The sequence below is a fragment of the Blautia sp. MCC270 genome (assembly GCF_018785605.1).
Taxonomy (GTDB): Bacteria; Bacillota; Clostridia; order Lachnospirales; family Lachnospiraceae; genus Blautia_A; species Blautia_A fusiformis.
On the sequence record NZ_WQQD01000027.1, the window covers coordinates 1 to 16,691 of the forward strand.

General features: G+C 44.5%; 15 protein-coding genes. All 15 read right to left on the reverse strand.

Annotated elements, in window-relative coordinates; translation table 11 throughout:
- Positions 1-101: 101 nt before the first annotated feature.
- Positions 102-1,604: a class I SAM-dependent DNA methyltransferase gene (locus GPK58_RS08015; protein ID WP_114002624.1), complete on the reverse strand. Its 1,503-nt coding sequence runs from the start codon at positions 1,602-1,604 to the stop codon at positions 102-104.
- A gap of 14 nt (positions 1,605-1,618) precedes the next feature.
- A complete protein-coding gene (locus GPK58_RS08020; protein ID WP_161208510.1) occupies positions 1,619-2,674 on the reverse strand; it encodes a Fic family protein in 1,056 nt (351 codons plus the stop codon).
- A gap of 251 nt (positions 2,675-2,925) precedes the next feature.
- Entirely contained in the window at positions 2,926-3,489 is a 564-nt protein-coding gene (locus GPK58_RS08025) for a Fe-S-containing hydro-lyase (RefSeq protein ID WP_022426051.1), read from the reverse strand.
- A gap of 1 nt (position 3,490) precedes the next feature.
- On the reverse strand, positions 3,491-4,333 hold the full coding sequence (locus tag GPK58_RS08030; RefSeq protein ID WP_015524694.1) for a fumarate hydratase: 843 nt from the start codon (positions 4,331-4,333) through the stop codon (positions 3,491-3,493).
- A gap of 50 nt (positions 4,334-4,383) precedes the next feature.
- The gene (locus tag GPK58_RS08035; RefSeq protein WP_022426050.1) at positions 4,384-5,994 is read right to left on the reverse strand and encodes an FAD-dependent oxidoreductase; all 1,611 of its coding nucleotides are present in this window, start codon (positions 5,992-5,994) and stop codon (positions 4,384-4,386) included.
- Positions 5,995-6,007: 13 nt separating this feature from the next.
- Positions 6,008-6,685: a 2Fe-2S iron-sulfur cluster-binding protein gene (locus GPK58_RS08040; protein ID WP_021652990.1), complete on the reverse strand. Its 678-nt coding sequence runs from the start codon at positions 6,683-6,685 to the stop codon at positions 6,008-6,010.
- 269 nt (positions 6,686-6,954) lie between these two features.
- On the reverse strand, positions 6,955-7,809 hold the full coding sequence (locus tag GPK58_RS08045) for an FAD/NAD(P)-binding protein (protein ID WP_015524689.1): 855 nt from the start codon (positions 7,807-7,809) through the stop codon (positions 6,955-6,957).
- On the reverse strand, positions 7,802-8,839 hold the full coding sequence (locus tag GPK58_RS08050) for a 4Fe-4S dicluster domain-containing protein (RefSeq protein ID WP_022426049.1): 1,038 nt from the start codon (positions 8,837-8,839) through the stop codon (positions 7,802-7,804). The genes GPK58_RS08045 and GPK58_RS08050 overlap by 8 nt, the downstream gene beginning before the upstream one ends.
- 3 nt (positions 8,840-8,842) lie before the next feature.
- Positions 8,843-9,817 (reverse strand): 4Fe-4S dicluster domain-containing protein, encoded by a 975-nt coding sequence (locus GPK58_RS08055; RefSeq protein ID WP_015524687.1) that lies wholly within the window; start codon positions 9,815-9,817, stop codon positions 8,843-8,845.
- The gene (locus tag GPK58_RS08060; RefSeq protein ID WP_015524686.1) at positions 9,805-10,248 is read right to left on the reverse strand and encodes a hydrogenase iron-sulfur subunit; all 444 of its coding nucleotides are present in this window, start codon (positions 10,246-10,248) and stop codon (positions 9,805-9,807) included. Before GPK58_RS08060 ends, GPK58_RS08055 begins: the two co-directional genes overlap by 13 nt.
- Entirely contained in the window at positions 10,239-12,227 is a 1,989-nt protein-coding gene (locus GPK58_RS08065) for a CoB--CoM heterodisulfide reductase iron-sulfur subunit A family protein (protein ID WP_022426048.1), read from the reverse strand. Before GPK58_RS08065 ends, GPK58_RS08060 begins: the two co-directional genes overlap by 10 nt.
- A 4-nt stretch (positions 12,228-12,231) precedes the next feature.
- On the reverse strand, positions 12,232-12,621 hold the full coding sequence (locus tag GPK58_RS08070; protein WP_015524685.1) for a 4Fe-4S dicluster domain-containing protein: 390 nt from the start codon (positions 12,619-12,621) through the stop codon (positions 12,232-12,234).
- Entirely contained in the window at positions 12,618-13,412 is a 795-nt protein-coding gene (locus GPK58_RS08075; RefSeq protein WP_022426047.1) for a CoB--CoM heterodisulfide reductase iron-sulfur subunit B family protein, read from the reverse strand. The genes GPK58_RS08070 and GPK58_RS08075 overlap by 4 nt, the downstream gene beginning before the upstream one ends.
- Before the next feature lie 375 nt (positions 13,413-13,787).
- Positions 13,788-15,227, reverse strand: coding sequence for a L,D-transpeptidase family protein (locus GPK58_RS08080; RefSeq protein WP_022426045.1), 1,440 nt, complete (start codon positions 15,225-15,227; stop codon positions 13,788-13,790).
- A gap of 215 nt (positions 15,228-15,442) precedes the next feature.
- Positions 15,443-16,687 carry a 3-isopropylmalate dehydratase large subunit gene (locus GPK58_RS08085; RefSeq protein WP_022426044.1) on the reverse strand — a complete coding sequence of 415 codons (1,245 nt, stop codon included), beginning with the start codon at positions 16,685-16,687 and terminating at the stop codon, positions 15,443-15,445.
- Between the last annotated feature and the right edge of the window lie 4 nt (positions 16,688-16,691).

Sequence of the window (16,691 nt, forward strand, 5' to 3'; positions counted from 1 at the left end):
TGGCACCGTTTCGAATTTGATAAAAGCATTCATCAATAGTCCGTACACTCATATCATTCTTCCCACACAAACCCGAATTTTCGAATCTGCCATCCTTTCTTCTATAATCCCAACAACCGTTCCAGCTCATCCATTTCTTTTCCGATTTCCAGCTCCAGTTCCCGGATATTGGCCATGATTTCTGATGTTGGAGGATATTCCACTGGGGTGTATTCAATTTCTTTGTATTTATTGATACTGAGATCATAATCATTCTCCACAATATCTTTTTTCGGTACCATAAATGACTGGTCTGTTCGTTTCCGTTCTGCTTCTTTATCAAGGTTTTTGAAACGCTCTATAATATCCGGAATGTCATTCTCTGTGACCGGAGTACGTTTATCGTCCAGACTGAATCCGTCTGCTTTCATATCGTAGAACCATACCTGATCTGTTCCACCGTGTTCTGTTTTTGTAAAAATGAGGATCGCTGTGGATACTCCTGCATAGGGTTTAAATACACCGGAAGGCATGGATATTACAGCTTCCAGTCTCTGATTCTCAACAATTTCCTTACGGATGGATTTATGTGCCCGTGATGATCCGAAAAGTACACCATCTGGTACAATACAGGCGCATCTTCCTCCAATTTTCATAATCCTCAGGAACAAAGCAAGAAATAAAAGTTCTGTTTTCTTTGTCTTGCAAACTTTAAGAAGATCTCCGGAAACAGATTCTGCATCCAGGCTTCCTTTAAAAGGTGGGTTTGCCAGCACAAGGGAATACTGATCTTTATCTGCATTCTGATCAGATAAGCTGTCCCGATACTCAATATAAGGATTTTCTATTCCGTGAGTCATCATATTCATGGCTCCAATACGAAGCATGGTGCGGTCCATATCATATCCATGGAACATATGATTCATGTAATGATCTTTTTTCTGCTTATCATAAAAAATTTCTTCTTTTCTTTTTTCTTTCAGATATTCTCCTGCTGCAACCAGAAATCCGGAGGTTCCACATGCCGGATCACAGATAATCTCATCACTGGACGGATCCATCATCTCAACCATCATCCGGATAATATGTCTTGGTGTACGGAACTGTCCATTCCGTCCGGACTGAGCTATTTTTGAAAGAAGATATTCATATACATCTCCTCTGACATCTGCTGTCTGGATTTCATTCATAAGTTTGTAAATTTCATCCAGAGAATCCACCACTTTGGATAAAAGGAGTGGTGTCGGAAGCTTAAATATCGCATCGTCCATATATTTGGAATATGCACTGTTTTTATCATTATGAAGATTTTTTATAAACGGAAATACCCATTCCTGCATGATCATATACATTCTGTCTGCCGGAAAATCATGGAATACGGACCATTTCAGCTGACTTCCGTCAATTGTTCTCTCACCTATTTTTACTTCTCCGGAAAAAATACTCTGAAATGGCAAGCCAAGCATTGCACTTTCTCTTGCACGCATATTATCGGAATCATCCAGATCATGAATAAACATCAGGTATGTAATCTGTTCGATTACTTCCAGTGGATTGACAAGTCCTCCTGCCGCAAATATATCCCATAAACCATCTATTTTGTTTTTTAATTCACCAGTGATCATTTTTTATCTCCCATCTATCGTTCATTATTCCAGGTATATTTCGTATACCTGCCACCGCCGATTTTTAAAATTTTTTCTGCTGTCAGTAATTCTGCCAGTGTTCTCTGTATCGTTACCACACTGATATCCGGACATTTTTCTGCGATTTCTTTTTTTGTAATTATACCCGGATTATTTTTTATAATCTCTTCTATTCGCTCCGGTTTTGATATATTCTGCGTTATCAGCAATTTTATCCTTGAAGAAAATTCTCTGTATGCTCCTACGATAACGCCAAGCATATATTTTACAAATGGTATATAATCATTCTTATTCTCATACCAGTTCTCAGAACTTTCCCTTAAACATTCATAGTATAATTCCTTTGAATTTTCTATCATTCTCTCGATACTGATATATTTTCCCACAATATAGCCGGATCTGTACAAAAGTAATAGTGTAAGTAAACGGCTCATTCTTCCATTGCCGTCATTAAACGGATGTATGCATAGGAAATCCAGAATAAACATTGGAATCAAAAGAAGTGGATCTATTTCTCCTGTTGCCATTGCCTCTTCAAATGCTCTGCATAGTTCTTCCATTGCTTCCGGTGTTTCCCAGGCCGGTACTGGTTTAAACCGTATTTTTTTTATTCCCCGGGAATCTTCTTCCTCAATTATATTATCCGCAGTTTTATATTTCCCTCCAATATTGTAGCTTTCAAATTTATACAAATCTCTGTGGAGCTGTAAAATAATCGCAGACTTTGGTGGGATATGGTCATGACTTTCATGAATTGTATTCAATACATCTCTGTATCCGGCAATTTCCTGTTCATTTCTTGTCCTTGGCCTTGTTTTGTCTTTTACCAATTCCCGCAATCTGATATCTGATGTATAAATACCTTCTATTTTATTGGAACTTTCCGTACTTTGAATCTTGGCGATTTCAACTAATTGTGTAAGAGTATCTGCTTTGGCCTCAATAAAAAGAGTTTGTTCTCCTTTAAATTCATGTATCTGTGTCAGGTAAGATACAATTTCAGGAGTCAACAGATTTTTCCACTTTTCCCGATAATCAAACTGTCTCATATATTTTTCATCACCTTCTTTATCACTCTTTTTTCGATTTTATTTACTTCAAGTATATAAATCAATCTTATCATTGTCAACTTTAATTTGATCATTTTCTCAAGAATGATTAAATTGAAAGTGAAATGATAAAATTAAAAAGCCCAACAATAAATGCTTCTGCACGGATTTTCAGCATTTACTGTCGGACTTTTATCCTTTTTTTATTCCTTTTTGAAATATATCACAATATCATATTGTAGAGCAAAAGATTATTCTGCATGGTCTTTCAGGTACTCTGCACGCCCCTCTTCGTAGAGGTTATTTCCCTCGCTGTCAATGATGACTACAAGCGGCATGTCTTCCACATAAAGCTTGCGGAGTGCTTCTGCTCCGAGGTCTTCGTAAGCGATAAGCTCTGCTTTTTTGATGCATTTTGCAAGAAGTGCACCTGCACCGCCGATGGCTCCGAAATATACGCCGTCATATTTTTTCATTGCATCTACGACTTCCGGAAGGCGGGCACCTTTTCCGATCATTCCTCTGGCGCCTACGGACATCATGGTCGGTGCATAGGCATCCATACGGCCGCTGGTTGTAGGGCCTGCGGAGCCGATGACTTCGCCTGGTTTTGCCGGAGTCGGACCTACATAGTAAATAGTAGCATCTGTAGGGTCAAAAGGAATCTTTTCTCCTTTTGCAAGGGCCTCGCACATTCTCTTGTGACCTGCATCACGGGATGTATAGATGGTTCCTGTCAGTAAAACCTGGTCGCCTGCATGGAGAGTTCTTGCCAGCTCTCTTGTCAGAGGCAGTGTGATCTTTCTTCTTTCCATATTAAAGCACCTCCGTTTTATGACGTGTTACATGGCAGTTGATGTTAACTGCACATGGCATACCTGCGATATGAGTAGGCATAGTCTCAATGTTCAGACCGATAGCTGTGGTCTTTCCGCCAAAGCCCTGAGGTCCGATACCAAGCTTGTTGATCTTCTCCAGCATCTCTTTCTCAAGATCTGCATAGTAAGGATCCGGGTTCTCTGTATTCAGAGGACGCATCAGCGCTTTCTTTGCAAGAAGTGCACATTTGTCAAAAGTTCCTCCGATACCAACACCAACTACCATAGGCGGACATGGGTTCGGACCTGCAGTTTCTACAACCTCAAGAATGAAATCCTTGATTCCCTGAAGGCCTGCAGATGGCTTGAACATACGGATCTGGCTCATATTCTCGCTTCCGAAGCCTTTTGGTCCTACAGTTACTTTCACCTGATCTCCAGGAACGATCTCTGTATAGATCATAGCCGGTGTATTGTCACCTGTGTTTCCACGGCGTACCGGATCCTTGACAACGGATTTTCTCAGGTAACCTTTATCGTATCCGCGGCGTACACCTTCATTGATGGCATCATTTAAATCTCCGCCTGTAAAGTGGACATCCTGGCCAATTTCAAGGAATACGCATGCCATTCCGGTATCCTGACAGATCGGAACATTCTCACTGTCCGCAATATCAAAATTCTCGATAATGTTATCAAGGACACCTTTTGCGATCTCGCCGTCCTCGCAGGCACGGCAGGTTTTGATAGCATCCTTCACATCTTCCGGGAGATGTTCATTGGCTTCGATACAGAGTTTTTCGATAATCTCTGTAAGTCTGTTTACTTCGATTTCTCTCATAATAGACTCCTTTCGCTTATCTCATATGTTTTTATTATCATAACATATTGTTAACGTTCGTGGCGGGCATATTTCGGCAGAAGCATAGGAGATACGTCTCCTGTATCAACTCCTGCATTTTTCAGTTCCTCTTCATATTTTCTGATATGATCCAGATTCATAGTGCCAAGCTCTACCTCTTTGCATTTGGCAGCTGCTTTTTTACCTGCATTTCGTCCGAATACAATTACATCAAGAAGAGAGTTGCCCATCAGTCGGTTTCTTCCGTGGATTCCGCCTGCTGCCTCTCCTGCAACCAGAAGGTTCGGGATTTCTTTTGTAAAGCCGTCTCCGTTGATCTCAAGACCACCGTTCTGATAATGAAGGGTCGGGTAGATCACGATCGGGACTTTTCTCATATCAATGCCGTAATTCATGTACATACGGAACATGGCAGGGATCCTCTTTTCGATAGTTCCCTCACCGCCCAGGATCTCGATCATCGGAGTATCCAGCCATACACCTTTTCGTCCACCTGGAACTTCAACGCCACGGCCTTCCTCACACTCGCGGATAACACCGGAAGCATTTACGTCACGGGTTTCCAGCGGATGAATATAAGCCTCTCCGTTTGCATTTACAAGCTGTGCACCAACGGAACGAACCTTCTCTGTTACCAGGGCACCAAGGATCTGTGACGGATAGATCGCACCTGTTGGATGATACTGGATAGAATCCTGGTAAAGAAGGGAAGCGCCTGCTCTGTATCCAAGCACGAGTCCGTCAGCAGTTGCTCCGTAGTGATTGGAGGTCGGGAATCCCTGATAATGCATTCTTCCTGCACCACCGGTTGCAATTACAACTGTTTTTGCTCTTGCAACGGAATAGTCTCCGGTTTCCATGTTGAGAAGAACTGCACCGGCAGTCTGACCTTTTTCATCCTTCAGAAGTTCTACAGCGGATGTAAATTCCACTACCGGGATCTTAAGATTTAAGACCTCATCACGGATAGTACGCATGATCTCTGATCCGGAATAATCCTTTGCAGCATGCATTCTCTTTCTGGAGGTACCGCCGCCATGTGTAGTGACCATGGTTCCGTCTTCTGCTTTATCAAACTCAACACCAAGGTCGTTGAGCCATTTGATCGCATCCGGTGCTTCCATTACCAGTCTTTTTACAAGCTCCGGTTTTGCGGCAAAATGTCCGCCTCCAAAGCAGTCCAGATAATGCTGTACCGGGGAATCATTTTCTTTATCTGCTGCCTGGATCCCGCCTTCTGCCATCATGGTGTTGGCATCACCGATACGGAGTTTTGTAACGATCATAACGTTGGCACCTGCGTTGTGGGCCTCGATGGCACAGGAAGAGCCTGCTCCACCACCGCCGATGATCAGTACATCTACATCATAATCGATTTTTGTAAGATCGATTTTTTCGTTGAGCAGACGGCTTTCTGAATGGAGCATTTTTGTCAGTTCCAGTGGTGCTTTCTGTCCCTTGTTCGGTCCTACCTTAATCTCTGCAAATGCATCCGGGTTATAGTCCGGATGGAATTTTTTGAGAAGAGCATCTTTCTCATCTGCACTCAGACGTCTTGGCTCTGTTGCCATACGCTCCGCTCTTGTAGCCTCTACCTTTTTGATGGATTCCATCATATTTTCTGGATATGGTGCATACATGTTTTACGCCCTCCTACTTCTCGATTTCTCTGCTGTTGTAAAGTTCCTGCATCTCTGTGATCGGCTTCTGCATGATCTTCTCGATCATATCGTCAAATTTGCCCTCGTGGATCTCTTCCACACGTTTCTCCAGATGCTCGCTTTTCGGCGCAATATATTTTCCGGTGAGACGTCTTGCCAGAAGGCCTACCATCGGATGGGAAATTCCTGCCGGACATCTTACGGAACAGCAGCCGCAGCTTACGCAGTCAAAGGATTCCTCTGCACATTTTTCAAGCTCGCCTCTCTGCGCATATGCAATATACTGCATGACATTTAAGTCCTGTGTACAGGCCTTTGTGCAGGCATTGCATCCGATGCAGCTGTAGATCTCCGGATAAAGCTCCATCATTACCTGCTGGTTCGGCTTAAGATCTTCTATATTATAAAGTCTCTTGTCTGTAGGGAAGAACGGGATACTTGCCACATACATTCCCTCCTGCACCTGTGTCTGACAGGCGAGACAGGTTTTCAGCTCATTCTGTCCCTTGATCCTGTAGATGGTCGCACAGGCACCGCAGAATCCGTGTCTGCAGCCGCATCCTCTTTTTAATGTGTAACCGGCATATTCCATAGCTGTCATAATGGTCAGATCACCGGGAACGCTGTATTTTTTACCGAAAAAATATACGTTTACCATATTATTTTCCATGTTGGTGTCCTTTCTTTTATCCAAATCGTACGCCATGTGGAACAGCCATCTCACACGTGCCCGTCGCAACGCTCTGCTGAACTAAGTACTAACTGCGACTAAGGAGTTCAGGAGAGCCTTCACTCCTAAGTCTTCGTAAGTACTGGATTTCAGCGCCGCTAAAATCGCTCCTAAAATGGGCATCTTAGCGAGATGGCTGTTCCACATGGCTGTGTACTGGCTATAACCAGCGCATATATTTGAAAGTTTCTTAAGGTGCAATCTATAACTTAGTACTCATTAGGTAATTCATCCACCTCATCACATCGGAATACTGGGCCGTCTTTGCAGACGTATTTGTCTCCGATGTTGCAGCGGCCGCATTTTCCGACACCGCATTTCATACGAAGCTCCAGTGTGGTATATACCTGATCTCTGGAGAAGCCCAGCTCTTCCAGTCCTGCCAGAACGAATTTGATCATGATCGGCGGGCCGCAGACCAGAGCGGTCTTATTGGTATCAAAACCAATCTCCTTCAGATAATTCGGAACAAATCCTACATGACCGTCCCAGCCTTCCTGCTCACGGTCAATGGTAAGATATACATTTACACCTTCTGTTTTCATCCATACTTCCTGGATTTCCTTAAGCTGCACCAGATCATCTGCGGAACGGGAACCATAGAGAATATCTACTGTTCCGTAATCCTCACGGTTATCCAGCACATAATTGATCACGGAACGAAGAGGTGCCAGACCGATTCCACCTGCGATGAACAGGAGATTTTTTCCCTTTAACTTATCTTCCACCGGAAAATGATTTCCGTATGGTCCGCGGACTGCGATCTCATCTCCAACCTGAAGGCTGTGGAGATAATCGGTAAGGGATCCGCATTTTTTGATGCTGAATTCCTGATAATCCTTTACAGTCGGAGAAGAAGTAATGGAAAACATACCTTCACTGACGCCTGGTGCACAGACCATGGCACACTGTCCTGGCATATGCTCGAAAAGCTTTCCACCCTCCGGAGCTTCCACACGGAAGGTTTTTACATCCGGTGTCTCCTGACGGATATCTGTGATCACGCCAACCTTGGGGATCAGCGTATCCAGTGTATAATTTTTATGACAGGTACATTCACTCATTCTTTTCACCTCCCTGTGTTTCAAAGGCCTTGATGACTTTTACGATATTTAAAGATTCCGGACATTTCTCCACGCAGCGGCCGCAGCCAACACAGGAGAACATGCCGTCATTATTTAACGGATAATAAACAAGCTTATGCATAAATCTCTGACGGAATCTCTGCATCTGGCTGGTACGGTTGTTTCCGTGAGCCATCATGGTAAAATCAGAGTACATGCAGGAATCCCAGCAGCGGTAACGGTGAACACCGTGCCCTGTATCGTAATCCTTAATGTCATAGCACTGACAGGTCGGACATACGAAGGTACAGGTTCCGCAGGCAAGACAAGGCTTGTACAGTTTCTCCCATACAGGAGAATTGAAACGGTCCATGTATTCTTCCTGCGCCCATCCTTCCAGTGAAAGATGTGTATATGGAAGAAGCTCGATAATACCACGGATTGCCTTCTTCTCCTCTTCTACCTTTGTCTCATCAGCATCTGCCAAAAGCTCCTTCACAGCTTCTGTCAGAGCATTTCCTTTTTCTGTGAGAGGCTTCCAGAAAAGTTCTCCCTCGATGATCCAGGCTGCAACATCTGCTTCCGGATCTGCAGCATCAATGCCAAATACTTTACAGAAGCAGCTTTCCTCCGGTTCATGACAGGCAAGAGCTACGATAGTTCCATGTTCTCTTCTTGCCTGGTAAAAAGTATCCACCGGATCCCCAAGGAACACATTGTCGAGAACTTTCACGCCCTGTACATCACAGGCTCTCATTCCGAATACGACAAAATTCTGGTCTTTCAGTGCCTGAGGCTCAATGCTGATATTTTTCCCATCTTTTTTACAGGTATAGAGATTTTCACTCTGCGGAAAGAAAGCATCCTTCGGTGATTTCACGGTTTTCAGTGTTTCAAGGGAAACTTCTGCATCCTCGCTCCATGCCTTGAAGTTCACCTGCTCACTTACCTTTACCGGTAAATATAATTCCTGGTCTGCGGCAATTTTCCGGAATAATGCCGGCAGATTTTCTACTGCGATCTTATACATACATTATCCCCTTTCTGCCACGATCCCTGGCTCTACATCCTCAAAGGTAAAGCTGGTAAGCGGACCCTTTGACTCCGCATCCTCGCCTGCCTGATACTCACCGTAAAACGCATCAATATCCTTGATAAACTTACGGTTAAACAGATGAAGGGGAATTCCCTGCGGGCAGACTCTGCTGCACTCGCCACAGTCCGTACATCTTCCGGCTACATGGAAGGCACGAATCACATGGAACATCTTTTCCTCAAAGGAATCCACATTTGCCTTCTGGGCGCTATCGAACTTGTTGCTGTCAAAAACGCATTTGCGGCAGCTGCAGGCCGGACATACATTACGGCAGGCATTACAGCGGATACATTTACTCAGCTCGCTCTGCCAGAATGCAAATTTTTCTTCCGGACTCATTGCCTCGATCCGCTCAACTTCTGCGAAACGGTCAGCGTCCTTTGTCTCCTTTGACTCACCGATTAGTTCATCGTAAATTTTATGCTCTTTTCCTTTACATACATGGCAGCGTTCCAGCATGGCATCTTTGTATGCACAGGTTTTTTCTCCGTAAACAGTATCCACAGTCAATGTCTCTGCATCTCCGGTAATCTCTGCTCCGGAAATTCCCCGGATACCCTTGATCCCCATTTTACGGATCTTTTCAATATCCAGCTTTCCTTTACAGCCAACACCTACGATATAGGCTTTTTCTCTGTCTACACGATGCTCTTTCAAAAGCTGGTTAAAGCTATATGTATCGCAGGGCTTCAGACAGACCATGGTTTTTCCTTCCAGCTTGGAAGCTTCGATCATATATTTGCTTAAATTGGCACCGCAGAATCCATCATAGACAAAATCCTCCAGAGATTCCGGTGTTTCAAAATAGGCTGGTTCCGGATTAAAGGCAAGATCTCCGGCTTTCCACCCAAGAACCCGGACTACCGTGCCATCTGCAAGCAGTTCTTTTGCACGTTTTATCAGCTCCTGCATCTTATATCCTCCAATCTCACGTTTTTACCAAGTGAATGGATCTTCTCAACAAACTCATTCATAGTCTGTGAAAATTTCACACCTTCTGCGGCAGATACCCATTCCACACGTGTTCTTCCGTTTTCCACCCCAATATAATCCAGCATTGAAAACAGAAGTGTCATACGTCTTCTTGCATAATAGTTTCCGGTACTGTAATGGCAGTCTCCCGGATGGCATCCGCACATAATCACACCATCGGCTCCTTTTTCAAAGGCACGGAGGATGAACATGGGATTGACACGGCAGGAACATGGAACACGGATGATCTTTACATCCGCCGGATAGCTCAAACGGCTGCTTCCGGCAAGGTCTGCTCCGGCGTAACTGCACCAGTTACAGCAGAATGCCACGATCTTTGGTCTGAATTCTTCCTTTGTTTCTATCGACATATTGCATCCACCTCCGCGATAATCTGTCTGTTGGAGAAGCCCTGAAGGTCCATGGCTCCTGACGGGCAGGCTACTGTGCAGGCACCGCAGCCCTGGCAAAGTGCTGTATTGACAACCGCAACTCTTCTTGTCTCACGGATACCGTGATCGTTGACCTGTTTCTCCTCATAGGAAATCGCTCCGTAAGGACATACATTTGCACAGGTAGAGCATCCGTTACAGAGAAGCTCGTCGGATCTTGCCGTACATGGATTGGTTGTCAGCTTGTCCTTTGCAAGAAGTCCTATGGCCTTTACAGCCGCAGCTCCTGCCTGGGCAACTGTCTCCGGGATATCCTTTGGTCCCTGGCATACACCGGAAAGGAAAATTCCTGCTGTCGGTGATTCTACAGGACGAAGCTTTGCATGAGCTTCTGTAAGGAAATTGTTGGTGTCAATACTTGCAGTAAGCATAGTAGCGATCTTACGTACATCCGGATTCGGTTCAATGGCTGTTGCAAGAACTACCATATCTGCTTTCTTGAAGATCTGCTTATTATCAAGAAGATCCGAGCCCTGAACAAGAAGTGTTCCATCCGGCTGCGGAATTACTTTTCCTACCTGACCTTTGATGTAGTTTACGTTATACTGCTCAACTGCTCTTCTGTAAAACTCATCGAAGTTTTTACCAGGTGTACGGACATCAATATAAAATACCGTCACATTGGTATCCGGATATTTATCACGGATCAGCATGGCATGCTTAGCTGTGTACATACAGCAGATCTTGGAACAGTATGGCTTTCCACGGTCATCGGAGCAACGGCTTCCAACACACTGGATAAATACGATCTCCTTCGGTGCTTTTCCATCGGAAAGGCGCTCAAGATGTCCTTTTGTAGGTCCTGCAGCATTCATGATACGCTCCAGCTCCAGAGATGTGATCACATCCTTGCTCTGGCTGTATGCGTATTCATCGTATTTGTCAAGCTTGATGGTATCAAATCCGGTTGCCACCACGATCGCTCCGTATTTCTGTGTTACGATCTCATCCTGCTGATCGTAATCAATGGCTCCTGCCTGACATACTTTGGAGCAGACACCACATTTGCCTGTCTTAAATTTCAGGCAATGCTCTCTGTCGATCACAGGAACATTTGGAATCGCCTGTGCAAACGGAGTATAAATAGCTGACCGGTTGTTCAGCCCTCTGTTGAACTCATTTGGAATCTTTTTGGAAGGACATTTTTCCTGGCAGACTCCACAGCCTGTACATTTGTCCATGTTGACACTTCGCGCTTTTTTGCGGATATCAACAGTAAAATCTCCTACAAAACCTGCAACTTTTTCTACTTCACTGTATGTATAGATATTGATCTTTTCGTGAGCTGCAGCCTCCACCATTTTGGGAGTAAGGATACATGCGGAGCAATCCAGAGTAGGGAAGGTTTTGTCAAGCTGTGACATTCTTCCGCCGATACTTGGTGTTTTTTCCACAATATCAACTTCATAGCCTGCATCGGCAATATCAAGAGCCGTCTGGATTCCGGCGATACCGCCTCCGATGATCAGGGCTCTCTTTGTAACCTGGCTTTCTCCCGGCTGAAGAGGAGCATTTAAATTGACTTTTGCTACTGCTGCTCTTGCAAGGATCACGGCCTTCTCCGTAGCCTCCTGCATATCCTTGTGGATCCAGGAACAGTGCTCACGGATATTTGCGATCTCCACCATATATGGATTCAGGCCGGCCTTTTCCGCTGCTTTACGGAAAGTTGCCTCATGCATACGCGGAGAACAGGAACAGACAACCACTCCTGTGAGATTTTTTTCACGGATGGCTTCCTGGATCCTGGACTGTCCTGCTTCAGAACACATATACTGATAATCTTCTGCATGGACAACTCCTGGCTCTTTTGCAATGATCTCCACAACTTTTTTCACGTCTACCGTAGCGGCAATATTACTTCCGCAATGACAGACAAATACACCGATTCTCTGCACTTTCTCACCTCCTGTATCTTCTGAACGCACTTACAAGCAGCTGCTGAGGAAGCTCCGGATCAAGAAGCTCCGGAATTTCATTTGGTGAAAGATAGTCTCCGCCTTTTTCCCGAACAACCAGCTGTCTTGCCCCGTCAATGATCTTTCCGGGTTTTACGTCTCGCGGACAGCGCTCCACACAGGCAAAACAGGAAAGACATTTCCACAGGGATGCTGAATTTACAAGTGCTTCGATATTTTCATTGATCACGTAGGACACAAACTGATGAGGCTTGATATCCATCTCGTCAAAGGATGGGCAGGTAGCAGAGCATTTGCCACACTTCATACATTTCAGAGGATTGGTCCCGCTGATCTCCTTTATTTTTTCCGCAGCAGAATGGTTATCTCTCATTTTGCCACCTCCTCTTTGACGCCAAGGGCTTCTGCCAGAAGCTCTGTAAAATAGTAAACCGGCATTTTATTTCCGGAATTTTTATTCAGATTGTATTTGCAAAGCGGACAGGCAGTGATCAGCATATCTGCGCCAAAGCCTGCTGCGCTTTCTTCAATCTTTTCACACATATTCTGTGACATTTCTTTTTCTTTCAGGGATATATATCCTCCACAGCATTCATTTCTGTAAGGATAGATCACAGGCTCAGCGCCAAGGGCACGGATAAAATCCTCCATGATCCTTGGATTTTCCGGATCATCAAATGCCATGATCTTTCCAGGTCTCAGAAGCAGACATCCGTAATAGGCTCCGATCTTCTTTCCGGTAAAAGGATTTACTACTTTTTCTTTCAGTTTATCAAAACCGACTCTGTCCCGGAGAACCTCCAGATAATGGAGAACGGTTGTCTCTCCTTCATAGGGAGCTTCCAACTGCATATAATTGTTGGCTCTGGTCCGGATATCTTCCACATTTTTCATATCATCATTGACACGCTTGATCACATGATGACAGGCTGAACAGATCGTCACCAGATCCTGGCCTTTTTCTTTTGCCTGGTTTAACGCACGGACGGAAGAAAGCTTTGTGGCGATCTCGTCTGTGCCAAGCGGATAAACACCACCACAACACTGCCAGTCCTCGATCTCCTCAAGCTCAAACCCAAGGGCTGTGGCACTGGCTCTGGCATACTCATCCAGATCTTTGGCCTTTGTTCTCAGGGTGCAACCCGGATAATAACTGTACTTCATACCTTTCATTATCCTTTCTTAGTCTAAAATCTGACGTTTCTAGTAGATATTCTTGTTCATATATTGTCTTTTTTTTAACGATACATGAATAAAAAAATGAAATCTCAACTAACACTTATTTGAGTTTTTTTATCAATTTGCACCCAAATAAAAGAGAAAAACACTCTTCCTCCGCAATTAAGAAGTGTATTAGCTCGATTTCCGAAATCATCATATCACGTTATTTCTGTTTCGACAAGGCTTTTTCGATATTTTTTTGTGTTTTTTTTAACGTACTTTTGAAAAACCTTATCATTTACGATCCTGTTTCCATGATAATTTTCATTTTCGGGCATAAAAAAAGCTCCGGATCTCTCCGAAGCTTTTTTGCTCCTATCAGTAAATAATGATCGGATAACCTGCATCAATGGTGTTATAGATCAGTGCTGCCTGATCCTTAGGCAGATTGATGCAGCCGTGGCTTCCGTTGGTTTTATAACGGTTCCCGCCAAAGGATGACTGCCAGGACGCATCATGAAGTCCCTGTCCGTAGACAAAAGGCATCCAGTAATTAACCTTTACATCGTAACCATATTCATTGCTGGTAAGGTTAAAGGGACTCGCCTTGTAGGCGATCGGCCATGCACCACGATATGTTTCACGCCCCTTCACCGGCTTACCGCTGACAATATCTGTTTCCGTCACAAGGCTTCCGTCCTTATACAGCCACAAATGCTGTGCATCCAGACTGACCTCTATGTAACTGCCTGCCAGATCGTCTGTTCCGTTTCTCTGGTATCCTTTTTTGCTGTAAACAGGCTCTCTTGTTACAGCAGTACCACTTTTCAGGTCTTCCAGAAGCTGAGCATATTCTCCGTCCTGATCGATCCGATAGCCGTACTCATTTCCCTCAATGGTCACATCCGTTCCCGCAGATGTATGAAAGGTACGGGGAACATAAATGGTATTGTATTTGTTGGCAAGCTCACTGATGTAGGCTTTAATGGCTTCTTCATCTAAAGTCAGCGTCTCCCCTTCAGCCTTCAGCCAGGATGTGATCGTATCGGAATCCAGAACAGCCGTTTCACTTCCGAATGTATAAGTTACTGTACTGCTGCGGTATTTCTTCAGCTGGCTGTTCAGGTCTGTAACCTTATTTTTCATATCCTCTGTTACAGTGACAGTCGGACTTACATACACATGCTTGTTGATCGGTACTGTAATGATATCTCCAAGAAGAGCCGTATCAAATGCTACGTTCAGATTTGTGTCCACAGTAGTCTCCAGCTTATCCGGATCGATTTCCGTCCCCTGTACCTGCTTCACAAGGGTGAATTCTTTTTTCTCCTTATCGTACTGAATGGCTGCATCAACAGAAGCTTTTCTTTCTTCCGTACCGAAATTTGAAAGATCAAGAGCCTGCTTTTCCTGCTCCTCATCTTCCTCGATCTGACATTCCGGTTCTATATTTTCTTCCTTTGGAAAAAGCTTCCGGCTCTCTTCCCGCTGTTTCTGAATTTCTGTAAGCTTACTCAGAAGGGCTTCTTCATTGAGACTGTAGCCCAGCTCTTTCAAAGTAGTACTGTAAACTTCCTGATCATTTTCCTGAAAGGATACCGGACGATCTGCAAATTCCGCAGTGATCTTTTCTTCTGCCTGCTTTGCATCCAGTCCGGAAACATCCACTCCCCATATGGAAATCTTCCGTCCCAGCGTATTGTGATCTGCCAAGTATGTATAGACAAATAATCCTGCCACTGCCAGGATCGTTACGCCAATACAGATCCCAAGTATGATCTTCAGTGTCTTTTTACTGATGGTTGATCTTTTCTCCATACCCTTATCCCTCGAGTCTTATGTAATATATGTTATGTTGTCACACTGGCTGTTATTATAATACAATAAATCCCATTTTCTGTAAAAATGACTTATCCCGGATCCTTCTGATCCGGTAAAAAAAGACAGACTGACGCCTCTGCGAAAATCTGTCTTTCTCATACGTTTCTTTATCTGTTTCTGGCAGCAGTATTTCTCTCAGGATCTTCTGCTTCTTATTCCGGCATTACGATCTTGCCTGCAACGGCACAGGCTGCTGCTGTTTTCGGAGATGCCAGATAGATCTGAACCTTGGAAGTTCCCATACGTCCCAGGAAATTACGATTGTTGGTTGCCACAACCTTTTCACCGTCTGTCAGGATTCCGCCGGTCCTTCCGCAGCAAAGTCCGCAGCCCGGATGTGTAATGATAGCCCCTGCTTCCGCAAGAGTATCCAGAATGCCAAGCTCAATAGCCTGACGGTAAATTTTGCGGCTGGCAGGAGTCACAATCAGCTTTACAAAGTCTGCAACCTTTTTGCCCTTCAGCACCTCTGCTACCGCCATAAGATCCTCCAGACGTCCGTTGGTGCAGGAACCGATGAATACCTGGTCGATGGTCTCACCCTGAAGCTCACTGACATCACGGATCTTGTCCACCTGAGACGGACATGCCATTACCGGCACAAAATCCTCTGCTTTATAAGTTATGGTCTTCATGTAGACAGCATCCTCATCTCCCACAAGACTCTTCTGATAATCATCAAGCTCTACGTTGCAGTAAGCAGCTGTCTTCTCATCCGGTGTAAAAAGTGCACATTTCGCACCGGCCTCAATTGCCATATTCGCCATAGTCATACGGCTTGCCACAGACATGTTTTCAATGGTGCTTCCGGAAAATTCCAGAGCACGGTAAGTAGCTCCATCTGCACGAAGGTCACCGATCAGGCGGAGGATGATATCCTTGGACATGACATTCTCCGGAAGTTCTCCGTCGATCACAACCTTTATGGTTTCCGGAACCTTGATCCACATGGTTCCCGTTCCCAAGATGCTGGCCATCTCTGTGTAACCGATGCCGGAAGAAAACGCACCGACACATCCATAAGTCGTGGTATGGCTGTCTGTGCCAAATACAATATTACCGGGTTTAACATAACCTGCCTCAGTCATAAGCTGATGACAGATACCGTCACTTCTGTGTACGTTTTTCATGCCATATTTAGCTGCAAAAGCATCTCCCACATGGAAATGTCTGGTATCATCCTGCTGACTTGCCGGTACAAGATGGTCATAGATCAGAACAACCTTGTCCGGATCCCACAGCTTCTGAAAGCCCATCTCCTCAAATTTTTCCGCTACAAACGGAATAAAGATATCATGGATCATCACTCTGTCCACATTGACCGTCACGATATCACCAGGTTTTACTGCCTTGCCTGTATTATGTCTGATAATTTTTTCAATGATCGTCTCGCCCATTATT